Below are 16,339 nucleotides of genomic sequence, written 5' to 3'. Positions count from 1 at the left end.
ACGCACATGCCATCAAAAGACACTGGAACTGAACAACTGATTAAAGAAACGGCGAAGCGGATTCTATTTGCCGAAGGCAGACTACATGCCACCACGCAGGATATAGCCGATGCGGCAGGTGTTAACCGGGCGGCCCTGCATTACTACTTCCGGTCGCGAGACCAGTTAATTGACACGGTTTTTCAGGAAGCCATGCAGGCGCTAAGCCAACGGTTGGCCACCGCCATGAAATCGCCCCAACCGTTCCGGGAGAAAATCCAGGAACTGATCGAGGTTTTTCTAATCGACATGGGCACTTACCCCTACCAGGAAACCTTTATGGTTACTCAGCTCAATACCGTAGGGCATCAACTGATCGAGCATATACAGATAGACCCTGTCAAGTCGTTTATGGCCGAAATAGAACAGGAGATGGTGAATGGAACCCTGGAGCCGATGAACCCGATTCATTTTCTTATGAATCTGTTTTCGCTTCTCTCTTATCCCCTGATCATGGCCCCGCTTTATGGTCAGTTCTTTGGCCTTTCAGAATCAGCGTTTAAGGAGTTGATGAATGAACGTAAGGGCCTAATTATCCGAGTACTCTTTAAATCCTAGTAGAAGATAAGTAAATAATTAATATGCCACAAAACGCTCCTGACGCGAAATATTTGACTTAGCTACACCGGTGTAAATAGGTTGCATTACCCGAAAGACCCCGTTTATGCGCGGACCTTCGAATCCCATTTTTCAATTCAGCTTCATAGATTGACAAGGCATATAAAGATACTTCTGTGGTTACTTAAAGAGCTATAAGCGCTCTCTTTTCAACTGCTTCATAAATGGGGCGTTTAATTGGACGGCTTGTTTTACTACCTGTCAACTAGTTTACTTAGCATACGTACTGGTTTTATTACGGCAAGTAGACGATAAACGTGGATCCTTTACCTGGTTGGCTAGTCGCCGTAATCATACCACCATGATTGGCTACCACTTTTTGGCAAATGGCCAGACCGACACCAGTACCCGCAAATTCATTTTTTCCATGCAAACGCTGAAAAACCTGAAAAATCCGATCCAGGTATTTTTCATTAAAGCCTATCCCATTATCAGCTATTTCTATTTTATGATAGATACCGTTGGCACTGGCAGGCTTCCAGAAAGCGGGTAGATGAGTGGCCGGAATAGCCTGATAATTAACCCAAATTTGGGGAATGACTCCCTTTTGACGAAACTTGAGCGCATTGCTGAGTAAATTTTGAAATAATTGACCAAGCTGCGTAGCTTCTCCTTCAATGGTAGGTAGCGGTTGAATATGGATTTGGGCATTCGTTTCGCTAATCAGTAGCGATAAATCGTCTAGACAAGCGTGAAGCAGATTCGTTAGAGATAAGGACCTTATGGATTCCCGACGCGTGGACAGTCGGGAGAAACTTAGCAAATCTTTAATTAGCATCGACATTCGACTGGCTGCCTCTTGCATGCGATTCAAATAGGTCACTGAATCTGATGATAAGTTTGTTTCTCGTGCCTGAAGCAAGTCACCAAATTGCTGGATTTTACGCAAGGGTTCCTGCAGATCGTGACTGGCAATGTAGGCGAACTGGCTCAACTCCTCATTGCTCCGGTTTAATTCCCGTATGGTTAGCGTTAATTCGTGTTGCGATTGCTCCAGACTGGCTTTGGCCCGAACTAGTTCCTCATTTTGTCGAAGGGTCTGTTCGGCCAGTTTCTGTGCCTGAATATCAACGGCGAATCCGCTCCAGGCCGCTACCTTACCAGGCTCACTTTTTACCGGTTGGGCCGTAATCAGATGCCAGATATAGTGCTCACGGCCACCCTTTTTAAGGCGACATTCGTATTGAAAGGGCCGATAACTAGACGCTTGTTTGGTCCAAAGTCGCCAGAATTCATCATAGTCCTCGGGGTGGATGATATTAGCCCATCTAGCTTGATTAATGGTTTGAATGGAATAACCCGTCAGTTCGGTTAGCCAGGTGTTGGTGTACAGAAGCTGCCCCGCTTGATTAGTGGTAAAAATTAAAAGCGGCAGTGAGTCCGTTACCCGTTGGTAATGTTGTTCGCTGGCCTGGAGCCGCAGGGCTAATTCCTGCAGTTGCTCATTTTTTCGCTTAATTTCATCATAGGCCGAGAGCGGTTGAGTAGCCTCGAAGTATAACCGCCAGCGGTTTACCTGCTGCTGACTTATGTTTCGAGCGATGGGTAAGCTATGGTATAAGCTAATTGTTCCGCCTTTACCAGTATGGGTTATTTCCAACTTACTGACCAACCGCTGGGCGTATAAAAGTGCCTGATTCAGAGGGTTAGCAACTGGAAGATGAGGGTCTTCAATGAGGGCGACTAAGAACGGATGCCCTTGGGAGCGGTCAATACCTAATGTTAATACGGGTCCAGTCCCTAGTTCAATGGCATAGCGAGCCACCTCAGAAATGGCCGTCGCAAACGTAGTTTGAGCCGCTAATGACAAGCCCGCCAGCTCGGCCAGTCTCATCGCCCGCTTATGGGCCAGAATCAGGTCCATTTCATTGTCAAGCGTACCTTTAACTAATTCTTCCATGATCTCCCTGTGAACGCCCAACAAACAAGGAACTATCATCAGTTTGTCGGGCATAATCTTTATATAAGGCCGCAGCTAGGATCGATAGATCGTAGCGGTGAATATGTGGATATTTAGTAGGATCCCAACGCGATTGGAGCCCGTCCGAGCACATAATTAGGAGTTGCCCCCGCTCAAAGGGCAGGGTATGATCATTCATGGTTGCTGGCAGGTTCATGCCAATAATGCCATTGTAGGATAGAAAGTTTTTGGTAGCCATAGGCCCACTAATCCTAGTCGTGATATTACCCACTCCGCACCAGTTCCATTGTTGACTCGCCACATCATAAACAACCACCGAGCCAACCAAACCGCGGGTTTTCGTAACCGAGCGGTGCATTTGCCGCAAAATATCGACGGGACGATGATCCGGGCAAAGCCGGAAAGCATTTACGGCGGTCTGTACTGCTAAGTAAGCTTCAGGTCCGTGGCCTAACCCATCACCCAAAAAAAGCTTAAGGTGAGTGGGCGTTATTTTTACATAAACTCCATCGCCACACAGGGTTTCACCGGGTTTAGCAACCAGTAACGACCGGAATTCAAAACCTGACAGGCGAATAGAAGCGTTATCGGGTAGTGGATGAAGAAAAATGCGGGCCAGCAAAATGGTACCCCAACCTTTTATGGAGAACAGCTGCACCTGATCTGCTAAGCGTTTGATCGAGCCCAGGCCCTGGCCCAATGTATTGGTCGTCGAGATACCATCCTGAAACACTCGGGTAGTGTCGGTCATCCCTGGGCCACTGTCAATGCTGATCAACTCCAGACCCGCCTGCGGAGTGGTCTGAATGTGGCGGACCAGTAGTTCGCCACCGCCACCATGCTTAATCAGGTTGGTGGCCATTTCTGCAACAATTATATCAATCTCTGCTAATCGCTGCGGTTGGAAGCCAGCCTTAATGGCCATTTGACCAACTCCTTTTTTTAGTTGAGCCAAATAACTCCGATCTGGGGCTCGAAATTGAGTATGCGCGGAGTTATCCATTTTTCCATTTTAGTATAGTGATTGTTGTTCCTTGGCCTAATATACTTTCGAGATCAAACTCATTAACCAGACGTTTAGTACCAGGTAACCCTAAGCCCAAACTTTTTCCGGTCGAATACCCATCCTGCATGGCCAGCTGAATATCAGCTATGCCCGGCCCCTGATCGGTAAACGTAAGTCGTATGCCGGATTCGCGTCCCTTGCAAACGACTTCGATCAAAAGCTCGCCCCCACCAGCGTACCGAAGCATGTTCCGAATCAGTTCGCTGGCTGCTGTAATCAATTTGGTTTGGTTGACGATCCCCATCCCAATTCTCACGGCCGCTTCTTTAACCCGGTTCCGACACGGAACTACGTCTTGTTCCCGGGTTATGGTCAGCCTGTCTCTACTCAGTGTCGTCAGCATCGTCGTCTGCCAGTTCGTCGTTGGGACCAAGCTTGGTTTGCAATAAACTAATGCCTCGTTCCACGTCGAGTGCTGTATAGACGCCATTCAACGATAAACCTAGTTCGATGAGGGTAATGGCTACGGCCGGTTGCATTCCGACAACGACCGTTTCAGCATCCAGCACCCGGGTCATACAGGCAATATTGCCCAGTATACGTCCCATAAACGAATCCACGATTGATACAGCCGAAATATCAATCAGCACGCCCCGAGCACCCGTTTTATGGACCATATTGATCAAATCACTTTCCAGATTTAAAGCTAGCCGATCGTATAAATCAACTTGAATAGTGACCAGTAAGAAGGTCCCCATTCGAAGGATGGGTATTTTGTCCATTGTATGTTTACGCAGTTACCGTATCTTATCTCCTTCCAACCGTTTAATTACGAGCTTTTGCAAGCTAAAGGCATGTTTGAGTGCACTGGCCAACGATGCTTTTGTAATGATGTTTGATAGATCGATACCTAAATGAACAACGGTTTGGGCAATTTCGGGACGGATACCACTAATGATACAGTCGGCCCCCATGAGTCGGGTAGCACTGACGGTCTTGATTAGATGCTGGGCTACCAATGAGTCAACCGCCGGCACCCCGGAAATATCCAGAATAGCAATGCTGCTGCCAGTATCGACAATCTTTTGCAAGAGGTTTTCCATCACGACCTGGGTTCGGGAACTGTCCAGCGTGCCAATAATGGGCAAGGCCAGAATGCCGTCCCATATTTGAATCACTGGGGTTGAGATATCACTAATTTCCTCGGTCTGCCTGAAAATCACTTCCTCCCGGCCTTTAATAAACGTTTCGAACGTAATAACGCTAAAATGGTCCAGCAGCCGGGTTAGTTTCTGACTTTCGGCAAAGAGTTGAGCTGGCGACTCCAACAATTGCTCTTGAAGCAAGTTTATGATAGCTTCCCGCAGACTATTAATATAAGTGCCAGTTTCGCGGGGCGAAAAGCCCTGGCGGGCGCGTGACATGGAAATGGTCGATAAAATTTCAAAAACTTCATCGAAGTCGGCCGAATCGGGTTGATTACTGTTTTCCTCCGTGATCACTTTTGCCAAGGCATTAACCAGTTCTTCAGATTGCGCCCGCAGCTCATCATCGGACATTAGATCATCTCGAAGCGTTTGACTCGTCAACTGCACGTGAATCCATCTGTCGAGAAGCTGGGTCTTGTTTTTTTTCAGTAATTCGGTTATCGTATTGGCCATTGGTAAAACTGAATGAGGAAAATTTAGTAAAAATAAGGATCATCTGTCTAGTTTAAAACTAGATTTAACCTAGACGTCACAAATTGTGTCCATGCAATAATTGTTTGACCATTTTGCTTAGTTGTGTTGCACCAGTATCCGACTGATTGAGTCTGACAGATGTTTAAAAATCAGTCTTTTATAAAAACCATCATTAGTGAGACGCAGAAACATTATTGATAACAACTCTAATGACTGTCAATTTTACCAGTCGCATACGATTTCTGGCCCCGAATATTTTTTAGTGGGACTCTTCTACACGATAGAATGTCAAGATTTGAGGCTATCATGACAGGGGATATTTACCCCGATATTGCGGAGGGCTATTGGCGGGGATAACGTCCAATCTGGTCAAATAATGGAAGCAACGGCTTGGCAAGCTTTACTCATGGAGTTTAAGACATATTGGTGGGACACCGTGCCTTACCGCTAACATTTTTAGACGGCCTGTAGAATTGGAAAAGTAACTTCGGCTTCGTAGCTGCGCTTCTACAAGTAGCTAGGGTTAGCCGGGAATGGTAAGGGCATTTAACTTTGATCTTTTGGTGAGGCAACACCTAGCTTCATTTAGTATAAAACCCAAAGATCGGGTTTGCCTGACCAATAAGGTCAACAAACGACGGATGTATACCCATGAAGGAAGTGATTATGTCACACGGGTGTCTTGCTCGTCTCGAAAAATGCTATTCTAGAAAAAGAAAAGGCATAAAAAGTTGAACACTTACAGCTATCTCAATCTGGCGCCGGTAACCTCAAAAGGAAGTGGACTAATGTTCATGAACGCTAATTAGGGTTGCTTATCTGGTTTAAACACAGATGAATCCCAGGCAGAATGCCCGCTTATGGATTCGGACGCTCTGCCTTCTTTAAATTTTATGTTTTAAGTCAGGCGATTGATCGACTCTACGGATTCTAAAGGGATACTTCCTGGAACCCATTGGGGTGAATAATCTACTGTTGATGATTCGACCTTAGTTAAAACCTCGAAGTTGAGAGAAAGTGCTATTACCGCTGAGGGTGTTTGGTGAAGTTCATCTTCGCCCTCTTGATGAACGGTTTCCAATGGGGACTCACGTAAAATTGGGTAGACCAATCTAGCGGGAAATATAGGTTCGGCATTATTTTTTAGGTGGATAATCACCTTATTTATTGTGTTTAGAGACCATCCAGAAGCATAAAATTCTTCTCTTGTCATAATTACTGACTTGTAAGGTAGAACAAATACGATTTTAAATTAAAAAGAAACACTCTAAAATTTCGCTAAAAATTATCGTTCTTTCTTGGTACGCTATACGATAACTGTTGTATGCTCCAGTTTTGTTTAGTTGCGTATGTGACTGATTGTAGTTTGACAGAAATTAGAACATCAATATCTTATGTAACCCTGATTTTAATTTCTGTCAACGACTATCCGTATCGCAAGACATTCAGGGTATAGGCATAGGGTGCCTATAGATGGTATTTTATACCTTTGAATTACATTCTCGACGAAGTGTTACTAATGACGGTAAGATTACTCTGCACGTTTCTGGTTGCCTGTACTATTTCCGCCAGTTACGCCCAAATCCAAAAAGATGGTATCAAGATAAACTTATACAAGGAGGTTATCCAAAGTGGGGTGATTCATCGCCCGCTATCACTGGATTTTTCCCGTTCTTACGAAGCCGTTTCGCTGGAAAAGCCTGTACTACTTTCGAAACCCCTGACAGTAGCGTCTATCTTCAGTAACTGGAAACATACTGGTTACGGAAAGCTGACAATGGCTGATGTAAAGACAAAATCCGGACAGCCAGCTTTGCGGTTGAGTTTCCCAACATTTACCGGAAAAAGGGCCGTTGGTTCAAAGACTGACCCGGACTATGCCACCTACGGAAATTGCCGTATGCAGTTGAATTTGAACGGGCAAAATTGGGAAGCCTATAACCGGCTCGAATTTTTCATTTATCCTGACGCCGAAGGTGCCCAGGTCGTGAATATCAACATTAGCGTTCGTAATCAAGCCGGATTAGCCAAAACCGGAACACTTATGGACTCGGCCGATCATCTTTTAAATTTGACGAACCATCAATGGAACCGCTGTTACCTGGATCTATCGGACCTTCGTCGAGATAAAGTGGCAGAAATTGCCTTTTACGTGTCATTAAAAGGAAAAGACCTAACCAACGGCGACTCTGTCATCTATTACATTGATCAGCCCGTTTTAAAACAAATACAAACGCCGGAAATAAGCCACGGGTGGATGCCAGCCCCCAATAGTATTGTTTATTCGACATCGGGCTACATGACCGAAGGGAAAAAAACGGCTATTGCCAATCGGCCAATCGCTCTAAGCAATGCCTCTTTTCAACTGATCAATGAAGTGACTCAGCAGGTAGCTTATCAAGCAAAGCCGAAGCTGGTGCAAACTTCTACGGGTAAGTACGAGGTACTTGATTTCAGTGATTTCAGTAAAGCCGGTACCTACCATATCGTCTTCGGCACGATGAAAACCGCTTCCTTTGGGATTAACCCAAGTATCTGGACGTCTTCCCAATGGCGGGTATTAAATTATATTTTCTGTCAGCGGTGTGGCTATGCGGTGCCTCAGAAGCACGGGCAATGTCATGTTGATCTGTTTTCTGAGCACAATGGGAAAAAGATTTCTTACAGCGGTGGCTGGCATGACGCGGGCGACCTGTCTCAGCAAACCTTGCAAACGGCAGATGTTAGTTTTGCCTTGCTGGAATCGTATAAAAAGCAGCGGACGAAAAATCCGCTACTGGCAGCCCGCTTGCGGGAAGAGGCCGAATGGGGACTTAATTTTGTGTTGAAGAACCGTTATGGCGATGGGTACCGGGCCAGCAGCATGGGATTGCTTATTTGGCAGGATGGCCTGATTGGCTCGTTGGATGATATTCACTCGGTGCGGGTGCATAATAACTCATTCGACAATTTCCTGTATGCCGCTTACGAGGCTTATGCCGCCATGACCCTTGACAAGGACCCTGCCTTTAGCGAATACCTGGGTAAAATAGCACGGGAAGACTTCTCTTTTGCGATGAAAACGTATAAAGAAAGTGGGTATGGCGGATTTTCGCAGTTGTATGAGCATAGCTATAACACGTCGAAAAGCCAGTATATGGCTACTATTTCCTGGGCTGCCAGCATGCTTTATAAGTTGACCGGTCAACAGCAATATGCCCAAACGGCGGCCGATTTCATCCGTTATACACTTAACTGCCAACGCACAGCTCCGCTGGGCAATGCCAGGGGTAGTAAAGGTTTTTTTTACCGAGATACGACCCAAACATCCATCGTGCATTTCGTCCATCAGTCCCGGGACCAGGTGTACATGCAGGCACTTATTCTCTTGTGCGAAACCCAGCGTAGTCATCCCGATTATCAGAAGTGGTATCTGGCCGTGCAGCTTTACGGCAATTATATAAAAGACATTATGGTTTACACGGCTCCTTACGGAATGATACCCAGTGGCGTGTATCATACAGAAGAAGCATCTGACTCGTCGGCATTCTACTCGCTGCATTTATTTCCGCCAGCTAACGCAAAGGAGTTATACAAAGAACAGGTGACAAAAGGGGTAAAGCTGGATGAACAGCATTATCTAAAAAGGTTTCCCGTTTGGTTCGGTATTTTCAATGGCAATACAACGGTTCATCTTTCTACCGGGAAGGCGGCTGCTATTTGTGGGCATTTTTTAAATGATGAAGTGTTACGTCAAATAGGGCGCGAACAGTTATACTGGACGGTGGGTAAAAACCCATTTGGTCAATCGTTGATTTATGGGGAGGGAAATAGGTATCCGCAAATGAATAGTTTTTCATCCGGAGAAATAACAGGCGAAATCCCGGTAGGCATACGAACAATAGATAATGAAGATATTCCCTGGTGGCCAGCTATCAATAATGCCACCTATAAAGAAGTGTGGGTTACCTCAGCTGGCAAGTGGTTGTCGCTGCTGGCAGAATACTAACACCGTCAAAACAAGTTTTTAATATTTAGAAAACCCTTTATGATTACGTGTAGAAACAGTATCAGTACGTTCGCTTTACTGCTTTTGCTTAAGCTTCAGCTGACGGCACAAGTGCCGGCGAATTATTCGGCCAATTATGCCAAAGCACCTCGTTTCAAAGCACTGATTTATTTTAGTGATCGAAAAGAAGGTGCCCACGTAATCTTTGCCCATCAAACCATTGACTACCTGCAAAAGCTAACCGTAGGAGATGGTTTTCTGTTAGATACCACCCAGAATTTTGGCAATTACAGTTACGAAAAGCTGAAGGACTACCAGATCGTGATAATGCCCGATGGGTATCCAACCAAAAAAGAAGAACGGGCTGTGTTTGAGCAATATATGGAGAAGGGCGGTGGCTGGATGGGCTTTCACGAGTCAGGCTACAATGACAAAGATACCCATTGGCCCTGGTTTGTAAACTTTTTAGGGGGTGGTGTTTTTTATTGTAACAACTGGCCGCCACAGCCTGCCAAAATTAAGGTAGATCAGCCGAACCACCCGATTACCAAAAACCTGCCCCTAACCTGGACCGCTCCGGCAAGTGAATGGTATCAATGGAATCCGAGTCCGCGTTTGAACAAGAATATTGACATCCTTCTCTCTCTTTCTGCCGACAATTATCCGCTAGGTATTAAAGATGTTATAAACTTTGGCGATTTTCCGGTAGTGTGGACCAATCGGCAATACCGGATGATTTATCTGAACATGGGCCATGGTGATGAGATCTACTCCGATGCCACGCAGAAGCTACTTATCATCAATGCACTCAAGTGGGTGCTTAGCAACGATAAGCAAGGGAATCCTTTCACCAAATAAGCCATCTTTACAGCTCCTGGAGTTACTTAAAGAAACTGCCAATATGAAAAAGCATCTGCTCGTTTGTTTACTAATCAGTCTGCTTCTTGGGCAGGTACATGCTTATTCACAGCCCCAATCCCTGGCTAAACGAAAAGTATTGGTTCTTACTGAGCGAGGTGGACTGCACGAGGGTTTTGTAGCGGCTGCTTTACCATGGCTGGATAGCTTTGCCCAAAAGCATAATCTGGAAATTAAAGTAATCAACCATCCCGGAGAAGTAGACAATGAACTACTAAGCGATTACTCGCTTTTTATTCAGTTAAATTATCCACCCTACAACTGGACACACAAAACAAGGACGGCTTTTGAGAAATACATAGATGAAGGGCAGGGTTCTTGGATTGGCTTTCATCATGCCACCTTATTGGGCGAATTTGACGGCTTTCCGATGTGGAACTGGTTTTCAGAGTTTATGGGAGGCATTCGCTTCAAGAACTATATCGCTAAAAAAGCCACGGCCACTGTAAAGACGGAAGCCGCAACCCATCCGGTAATGAAGGACTTACCCAATCAGTTCGTCATACCTGATGATGAATGGTACACATTTGACAGGAATCCACGCGTCAATGTAAGCGTATTGGCCCATGTTGATGAGAATAGTTACCAGCCGACATCGGATATCAAAATGGGCGATCATCCGGTAATATGGAGTAATGAAAAAAAGAAGGCAAAGAATGTCTATTTTTTAATGGGCCACTCAGCAGGCTTACTAAACGTTGAAGCCTTCACAAAAATGGTTGGCAACGCCATTTTATGGGGATTAGAAAAATGATGAAGAAAATTTTATGCCTGATTTGATACTGCAATAGCCTGAACCTCAGTTAGTTTAAGTCCGGCTACTTCACCGACGACGATAATGGCCGGGTTGCCTACGCCCGATTCTTTTACTTTTTCAATAATATCCTGCACACGACCAACAACCATTTGCTGGTTGGGGAGGGTTCCGTTCTGGATAATGGCGACCGGGGTATCGCTTTTGCCATGTTGTGCAAAAACAGCCATTATATCCGCCAGTTTGTGCATACCCATTAAGATAACAACAGTAGCTGTCGACTGGGCAGCCAGATTAAGGTCATTGGAAAGCTGTCCAGCTTTCGTGGTGCCCGTAACCACCCAAAAGCTTTCTGACACCCCCCGCGTGGTAAGCGGTATATTGGCTGAGGCCGGTACCGAATAACTACTCGACAAGCCTGGTATCACTTGTGTCTCGATGCCATGCTGACGGGCAAATTCTACTTCTTCAAACCCACGGCCAAATACAAATGAGTCACCTCCTTTTAAACGCACCACATGCCCATATTGCTGAGCATAATGGACGATAAGCGGGTTGATATCCTCCTGCATGCAGGAGTAAGCCCCCCGCCGTTTTCCCACGTATACTTTAAGGGCATCGGGGCGGCAGTAATCCAGCAAATCGGAATGGACCAGGGCATCATACATGACTACATCGGCCTGCTGCAATGCCCTAATTCCCTTTACCGTTATCAGGTCCGGATCACCTGGTCCGGCTCCGACGAGAGTGAGTTTCATAATTAAAGAGGGAAAGGATGAAAGAGCGAAAGAGCGTGAGAGAATGCGACAGGCCCTCTTTTATGCTTCCGCTCTTTCGCTTTTAAATTAACTATCCTGTGCCTGAGTCAATTCCTGCAATTCAGGAGCGCCTTCCTGTTCAATCTGCTGATTGCGGTACGCCTGAACGGCCTGTAGGAATGTTTCTGCCTGGGCGATAAAATGACGGGCAAATTCTTCGGAAGGCTCCTGTTTATTAATGCTGAATACCAGCGATTTGAAGTCACCTTCTGCATCGTGGAAACCCACTCCATTTCCGTGCGACGGTCCGCCAGCAAACGTTTTATCGAAATCGCTGACGATACCGTGCTGCGTATTGGTTGGAATATCGCGGCTCATCAGCGCGGCCCGTGCCCCAGTGATGAATACATTGTAAGCATGATAGAGCGCGTCGGCCCACCGGTTTTCCGCAAGCGCTTCCTGTGCCCAGCCCAGCTTTTCACTGGCCTCGGTCAGGGTTGTAGCTACCAGGTCGATGAGTACGCTGGCGCATTCGCCGATACCCACTTCCGTTACGTACTGCTCGGTATGGTCCCAGTCGATGTAGTCGCTATCTACCAGCGTTTTCAAATCCGCGATGGGTTTGAGTAACTGATAAAAGTAATTTTTTCCCTGCCGGGCGTAATAATCGCTGTAATACTCTCCGTCGAAAGCGTTGGCTTCAAAATCGCGCAGGAGGGACCGTAGCGATTCCGGACCACGTTTTGCCGGAATTTTTATGACTTTGTCGGCAATCAATCCTTCGCCTTTGCCGTTAAAACCACCACCCAGCAGCACTTGCAGAGCAGGCAATACGTAAGCACCGTTTTTTAACGAAGAGCCGTGGTAGCCGATGTTCGCAACCGAGTGCTGACCGCAACCATTCATGCAGCCCGAAATCTTGATCTTGATATCATCATTAAACACCAGATCCGGGAATTCGTCGTGCATCATCCGTTCCAGAGCCCGGGTAATACCGTAGCTGCTTGAAATAGCCAGATTACAGGTATCGGTACCGGGGCAGGTTGTGATGTCGGCCGTGGTATCGAAACCGGGTTCTGCCAAGCCAAGAGCGTCGAGCGCTTCGAACATAGCGGGCAGGTTTTCCGGCCGAATAAACCGCAGTAAATAGCCCTGGTTAACCGTTACCCGGATGTCGTCGGCGGCATACTGTTTAACGATCTGCGCCAATGCCCGGGCGGTATCGGAGTGCATATCGCCCAGTAATACCCGTAGTTGAACGGCATACCAACCGGCTTGTTTCTGCTCGAAAACGTTTGTTTTGAACCAGTTATTTAGCTTCTGATTCTCGGTTTCGAGTATATAACCGCTTACTTCGGGGCGGTCGACATACTGTTCACTCACCGAAAAAGGCGCACTATCGACCGAGAAAAGTTTATTTTTCAGGGCAGGTGTTTCTTCCTCTATTCGGCGTAGCAACTCCTCCAGACCAATGTCATTGAGAAGGTATTTCATGCGGGCTTTGTGACGCTTCTGGCGTTCGCCGTACCGATCAAATACCCGAATTACACCTTCGATGAACGGAATAATCCGGTCTTCTTCCAGAAATTCAAACGCCGTTTGTGCGGAGAAAGGCTGTGCGCCAAGGCCGCCACCCAGCATTACCTTAAAGCCTCGTTTGCCATCCTGAATGCGAGCTATGAGACCCACATCGTGCATGTAGCCGTAAGCTGAATCTTTCTCGCTCGATGAAAGCGAAATTTTGAACTTACGCCCCATATCCTGGCAGATTGGGTTACGCAGGAAATAATCGAAAACATAATAGGCGTAAGGCGTAATATCGAAAGGCTCTAGCGGGTCGATACCGGCGCGGGCCGATCCCGTCACGTTACGAACGGTGTTTCCGCAGGCTTCTTTCAGGGTAATACCGGCATCTTCCAGTTCAGCCCAGAGTTGAGGAGAATCGGCCAGTTTTACAAAGTGCAGTTGAATATCCTGCCGGGTAGTAGCATGGAGATTGCCAGTTGCGTATTTATCCGACAGATCGGCAATACGCACAAGCTGGCTGGCTGAGATACGGCCGTGGGGCAGTTTGATGCGAATCATCTGCACACCCGGTTGCCGCTGACCGTATACACCGCGTGTCAGGCGGAATTTACGGAAGGCTTCGTCGGCTATTTCGCCCGAACGGAACGAACTAATCTTCTGCTCAAGGTCCAGAATATCGCGTCTGGCTGCCGGACTAACGTTGTCGGTCAATAGGATAGACATAGGTAAGGTATATAGTCTATAGATTTAATCAACTAATCTATTAAAACGAAACGCCGGTAAGCCCCGGCGTCGATTTCCTTGCAAGTATAATGGATTTAACCCCTTCATTAGTTCGCTTGTTACCCAACTTGTAGTTATGGTCGATAAGCTGAAGTTATATGGTCGAGTTCCCTGAATTGGGTGCCTGGTTTTCACCACGGGCTTTAGCCGGTGATTCGGCCTGTTGTCATATACGGGTTTCAACCAGTAGGTACAACCAAACACATAATTCAGCTTCGGCCTTAAACAACAATTTGCGCTTAGTGTGAGTATAACCTATTTCTAAATTTAACTTTTTCTAGAAAAAAATGACTCATTCTGCTAATTTGCTATATATTTGCTAATAGTATATAGATGATTTTTAGAGTAAGATGGCTACGTTAAAATGTCCGAAATGTAATGCAGTAGACGCAGTCAGAAACGGTATTGTTAATCAGCGTCAGCGTTTTAGGTGTAAGAAATGTAACTATAATTTTACCGTTGGTAAAGTTGGTAAAGGGATTAGCACTTACTACGTCATCAAAGCCTTACAGCTTTATATTGAGGGGGTTAGCTTTCGCGAAATCGAACGATTACTTGGTATCAGCCATGTGTCCGTTATGAATTGGGTCAAGAAGTACCAGATTAAAATCCCCGAGAATAATACGTATCATCCGACATATAAAATACTTAACCACAGAGAGTTAGTAGATTTTTATTCAGATCGAAAAAACACGGAAGGGGCAGGGATGATCGTAACCGAACTGGGTGACAAATTTATGCTTATCAAGTGGGAGCGCTTTAAGGAATAAGTGCCCGTTTACGCATAATAGAGCAAAAAATACTGCCTATAAAACATAAATAGAGAAAAGATTCTGATTAGTAAACTCCTTCCCAACTAAAGATATCTATAGGATTTTAGCGTATCTATGTCAATCAGTTGACAGTTAACGCGCTATGTGGGTGTTTTGAAGCATCAAATGACTTCTCAAAACCCTACCTAAGCTTCATGAAACTGTCTTATTCGTTCACGCTTGCAAGCCTTGGACTGCTCTTGTCGGGAGCGGCCTGGCCGCAGTCGACGGCTCCTCAGGTGTCGACTGTCGCTACGCCCGTAACAACGCTGAACTCCATACCACCCTCAAATGCCGGACAGGCAGTCGGTACCAACAAACCCGCCGAAACGTCGGCAGTCACCCTGAAATTTACCGGCTTTGTACGAAACGATTTTTCGTTCGATTCCCGCCAAACGGTCAACCTGCGTGAAGCCTCGGTGGATTTATACCCACGGGATAAGCAAGTCGACGTGAATGGTTTGGATGTGAATGCGGTCACAAATTTTAACATGCTGGCCATCAATAGTCGGCTGGGTGCGGTGTTTACCGGCCCCGATGCGTTTGGCGCTAAAACCTCGGGGTTGCTGGAAATGGAATGGTTTGGCCCCTCAGATGCTGCCGTGGGCGGTGTTCGGCTGCGGCACGCCTGGGCCAAGCTGGACTGGCCGAAACGACAGTTGGCGTTCGGGCAGTTCTGGCACCCATTGTTTGTGCCCGAGGTATTTCCCGGAGTGGTCAACTTTAATACGGGCATTCCTTTTCAGCCGTTTAACCGGAGTCCGCAGATTCGCCTTACCGAACATCTAAGTAAAGATATCAGCCTTATTTTGGCCTTGATTGCTCAACGTGATTTTACCAGTATTGGCCTAAACGGAGGTTCGTCTGAGTATATTCGGAATTCGGCGGTACCTAATTTACATGCCCAGCTACAATTAAAGAGAGATCGGGTGGTGGCTGGTCTGGCATTCGATTACAAAGTGATTCGGCCACGACTTTCGACCGGCAGTGGTACGTCTCTACTAGTTAGCAAGGCTACTGTAGGTAGTTCGGCTGTTATGGCGTATTTGAAAGTAATTGGACGAGCTACTACGCTAAAGATCGAAGCGCTCAAAGGCTCGAATATGACGGATCATGTCATGCTGGGTGGCTTTCTGGCCTATGGTACACCTGCGGCAGGCACTACGCCCGCCCTCGAAACAGCTTATAAGCCAACGGGTATTACGTCAATATGGGCTGAGCTGATGGGCAATGGCAAAACCATTATTCCGGCCATTTTTGTCGGATATAGTAAGAATACCGGAAACGATCCCAATGCGGTGGCTGCGTACGGACGCGGCATTGGGATTGGCGGACGGGGTGGTATCGATAACCTGTTTCGGATAGCACCCCGACTGGAAGTCGTTTCGGGCCGGTTTCGCATCGGGACCGAGCTGGAGCTAACAACGGCTGGCTACGGCACGTCGTCAACAGATGCCAGGGTTACTGCTGCTGAGCAAATAACAAACACTCGTTTGCTGCTTACAACAGTATATTCTTTCTAAAAGCTCTATT

Annotated in this window: 14 protein-coding genes; 6 read left to right on the top strand and 8 right to left on the bottom strand. The window is 46.5% G+C overall.

Annotated features, from left to right (window positions below):
- Window positions 1–6: 6 nt before the first annotated feature.
- Window positions 7–597 (top strand): TetR/AcrR family transcriptional regulator, encoded by a 591-nt coding sequence (locus NT073_RS17955; RefSeq protein ID WP_297376092.1) that lies wholly within the window; start codon window positions 7–9, stop codon window positions 595–597.
- Window positions 598–892: 295 nt separating this feature from the next.
- On the opposite strand, the gene NT073_RS17950 is transcribed toward NT073_RS17955, so the two are convergent.
- From NT073_RS17950 to NT073_RS17925, 6 genes are all read right to left on the bottom strand, one after another.
- Window positions 893–2,557: an ATP-binding protein gene (locus NT073_RS17950; RefSeq protein WP_297376090.1), complete on the bottom strand. Its 1,665-nt coding sequence runs from the start codon at window positions 2,555–2,557 to the stop codon at window positions 893–895.
- Window positions 2,541–3,581 (bottom strand): ATP-binding SpoIIE family protein phosphatase, encoded by a 1,041-nt coding sequence (locus NT073_RS17945; RefSeq protein WP_297376088.1) that lies wholly within the window; start codon window positions 3,579–3,581, stop codon window positions 2,541–2,543. Before NT073_RS17945 ends, NT073_RS17950 begins: the two co-directional genes overlap by 17 nt.
- Entirely contained in the window at window positions 3,574–3,987 is a 414-nt protein-coding gene (locus NT073_RS17940) for an anti-sigma regulatory factor (RefSeq protein WP_297376086.1), read from the bottom strand. Before NT073_RS17940 ends, NT073_RS17945 begins: the two co-directional genes overlap by 8 nt.
- Window positions 3,968–4,366, bottom strand: a complete 399-nt coding sequence (locus tag NT073_RS17935) for an STAS domain-containing protein (RefSeq protein ID WP_297376084.1) — start codon at window positions 4,364–4,366, stop codon at window positions 3,968–3,970. The genes NT073_RS17940 and NT073_RS17935 overlap by 20 nt, the downstream gene beginning before the upstream one ends.
- Before the next feature lie 15 nt (window positions 4,367–4,381).
- Complete coding sequence (locus NT073_RS17930; RefSeq protein WP_297376082.1) at window positions 4,382–5,245, bottom strand: STAS domain-containing protein; 864 nt, start codon at window positions 5,243–5,245, stop codon at window positions 4,382–4,384.
- A gap of 919 nt (window positions 5,246–6,164) precedes the next feature.
- Window positions 6,165–6,479, bottom strand: a complete 315-nt coding sequence (locus NT073_RS17925) for a hypothetical protein (RefSeq protein WP_297376080.1) — start codon at window positions 6,477–6,479, stop codon at window positions 6,165–6,167.
- Between the two features lie 276 nt (window positions 6,480–6,755).
- Between NT073_RS17925 and NT073_RS17920 the strand changes: the two genes are divergently transcribed.
- The 3 genes from NT073_RS17920 to NT073_RS17910 are packed head-to-tail and all read left to right on the top strand — an operon-like array spanning window position 6,756 to window position 10,926.
- Window positions 6,756–9,254 carry a glycoside hydrolase family 9 protein gene (locus tag NT073_RS17920; RefSeq protein ID WP_297376078.1) on the top strand — a complete coding sequence of 833 codons (2,499 nt, stop codon included), beginning with the start codon at window positions 6,756–6,758 and terminating at the stop codon, window positions 9,252–9,254.
- A 39-nt stretch (window positions 9,255–9,293) separates the two neighbouring features.
- Window positions 9,294–10,112 carry a ThuA domain-containing protein gene (locus NT073_RS17915; protein ID WP_297376076.1) on the top strand — a complete coding sequence of 273 codons (819 nt, stop codon included), beginning with the start codon at window positions 9,294–9,296 and terminating at the stop codon, window positions 10,110–10,112.
- A 43-nt stretch (window positions 10,113–10,155) separates the two neighbouring features.
- Window positions 10,156–10,926, top strand: coding sequence for a ThuA domain-containing protein (locus NT073_RS17910; RefSeq protein WP_297376074.1), 771 nt, complete (start codon window positions 10,156–10,158; stop codon window positions 10,924–10,926).
- A gap of 11 nt (window positions 10,927–10,937) precedes the next feature.
- On the opposite strand, the gene cobA is transcribed toward NT073_RS17910, so the two are convergent.
- Together cobA and NT073_RS17900 are read right to left on the bottom strand one after the other, a co-directional pair.
- Entirely contained in the window at window positions 10,938–11,684 is a 747-nt protein-coding gene (gene cobA / locus NT073_RS17905) for a uroporphyrinogen-III C-methyltransferase (RefSeq protein WP_297376072.1), read from the bottom strand.
- A gap of 87 nt (window positions 11,685–11,771) precedes the next feature.
- Window positions 11,772–13,934, bottom strand: a complete 2,163-nt coding sequence (locus NT073_RS17900) for a nitrite/sulfite reductase (protein ID WP_297376070.1) — start codon at window positions 13,932–13,934, stop codon at window positions 11,772–11,774.
- Window positions 13,935–14,344: 410 nt separating this feature from the next.
- On the opposite strand from NT073_RS17900, the gene NT073_RS17895 reads away from it, so the two are divergent.
- Window positions 14,345–14,764, top strand: a complete 420-nt coding sequence (locus tag NT073_RS17895) for an IS1 family transposase (RefSeq protein ID WP_297376068.1) — start codon at window positions 14,345–14,347, stop codon at window positions 14,762–14,764.
- 197 nt (window positions 14,765–14,961) lie between these two features.
- A complete protein-coding gene (locus NT073_RS17890; protein WP_297376066.1) occupies window positions 14,962–16,329 on the top strand; it encodes a hypothetical protein in 1,368 nt (455 codons plus the stop codon).
- Window positions 16,330–16,339: the final 10 nt, after the last annotated feature.

This window comes from Spirosoma sp., assembly GCF_026391055.1.
Classification (GTDB): Bacteria; Bacteroidota; Bacteroidia; order Cytophagales; family Spirosomataceae; genus Spirosoma.
The sequence above is the reverse complement of the archived record's forward strand: the minus strand, read 5'-3'. Positions and strand labels throughout refer to the sequence as shown.

What these genes read in the sequence shown, in the direction of transcription:
- NT073_RS17955 (WP_297376092.1), top strand. Translation starts at nt 7, where the DNA reads ATGCCATCAAAAGACACTGGAACTGAACAACTGATTAAAGAAACGGCG.
- NT073_RS17950 (WP_297376090.1), bottom strand. Translation starts at nt 2,557, where the DNA reads ATGGAAGAATTAGTTAAAGGTACGCTTGACAATGAAATGGACCTGATT.
- NT073_RS17945 (WP_297376088.1), bottom strand. Translation starts at nt 3,581, where the DNA reads ATGGATAACTCCGCGCATACTCAATTTCGAGCCCCAGATCGGAGTTAT.
- NT073_RS17940 (WP_297376086.1), bottom strand. Translation starts at nt 3,987, where the DNA reads ATGCTGACGACACTGAGTAGAGACAGGCTGACCATAACCCGGGAACAA.
- NT073_RS17935 (WP_297376084.1), bottom strand. Translation starts at nt 4,366, where the DNA reads ATGGACAAAATACCCATCCTTCGAATGGGGACCTTCTTACTGGTCACT.
- NT073_RS17930 (WP_297376082.1), bottom strand. Translation starts at nt 5,245, where the DNA reads ATGGCCAATACGATAACCGAATTACTGAAAAAAAACAAGACCCAGCTT.
- NT073_RS17925 (WP_297376080.1), bottom strand. Translation starts at nt 6,479, where the DNA reads ATGACAAGAGAAGAATTTTATGCTTCTGGATGGTCTCTAAACACAATA.
- NT073_RS17915 (WP_297376076.1), top strand. Translation starts at nt 9,294, where the DNA reads ATGATTACGTGTAGAAACAGTATCAGTACGTTCGCTTTACTGCTTTTG.
- NT073_RS17910 (WP_297376074.1), top strand. Translation starts at nt 10,156, where the DNA reads ATGAAAAAGCATCTGCTCGTTTGTTTACTAATCAGTCTGCTTCTTGGG.
- cobA (WP_297376072.1), bottom strand. Translation starts at nt 11,684, where the DNA reads ATGAAACTCACTCTCGTCGGAGCCGGACCAGGTGATCCGGACCTGATA.
- NT073_RS17900 (WP_297376070.1), bottom strand. Translation starts at nt 13,934, where the DNA reads ATGTCTATCCTATTGACCGACAACGTTAGTCCGGCAGCCAGACGCGAT.
- NT073_RS17895 (WP_297376068.1), top strand. Translation starts at nt 14,345, where the DNA reads ATGGCTACGTTAAAATGTCCGAAATGTAATGCAGTAGACGCAGTCAGA.
- NT073_RS17890 (WP_297376066.1), top strand. Translation starts at nt 14,962, where the DNA reads ATGAAACTGTCTTATTCGTTCACGCTTGCAAGCCTTGGACTGCTCTTG.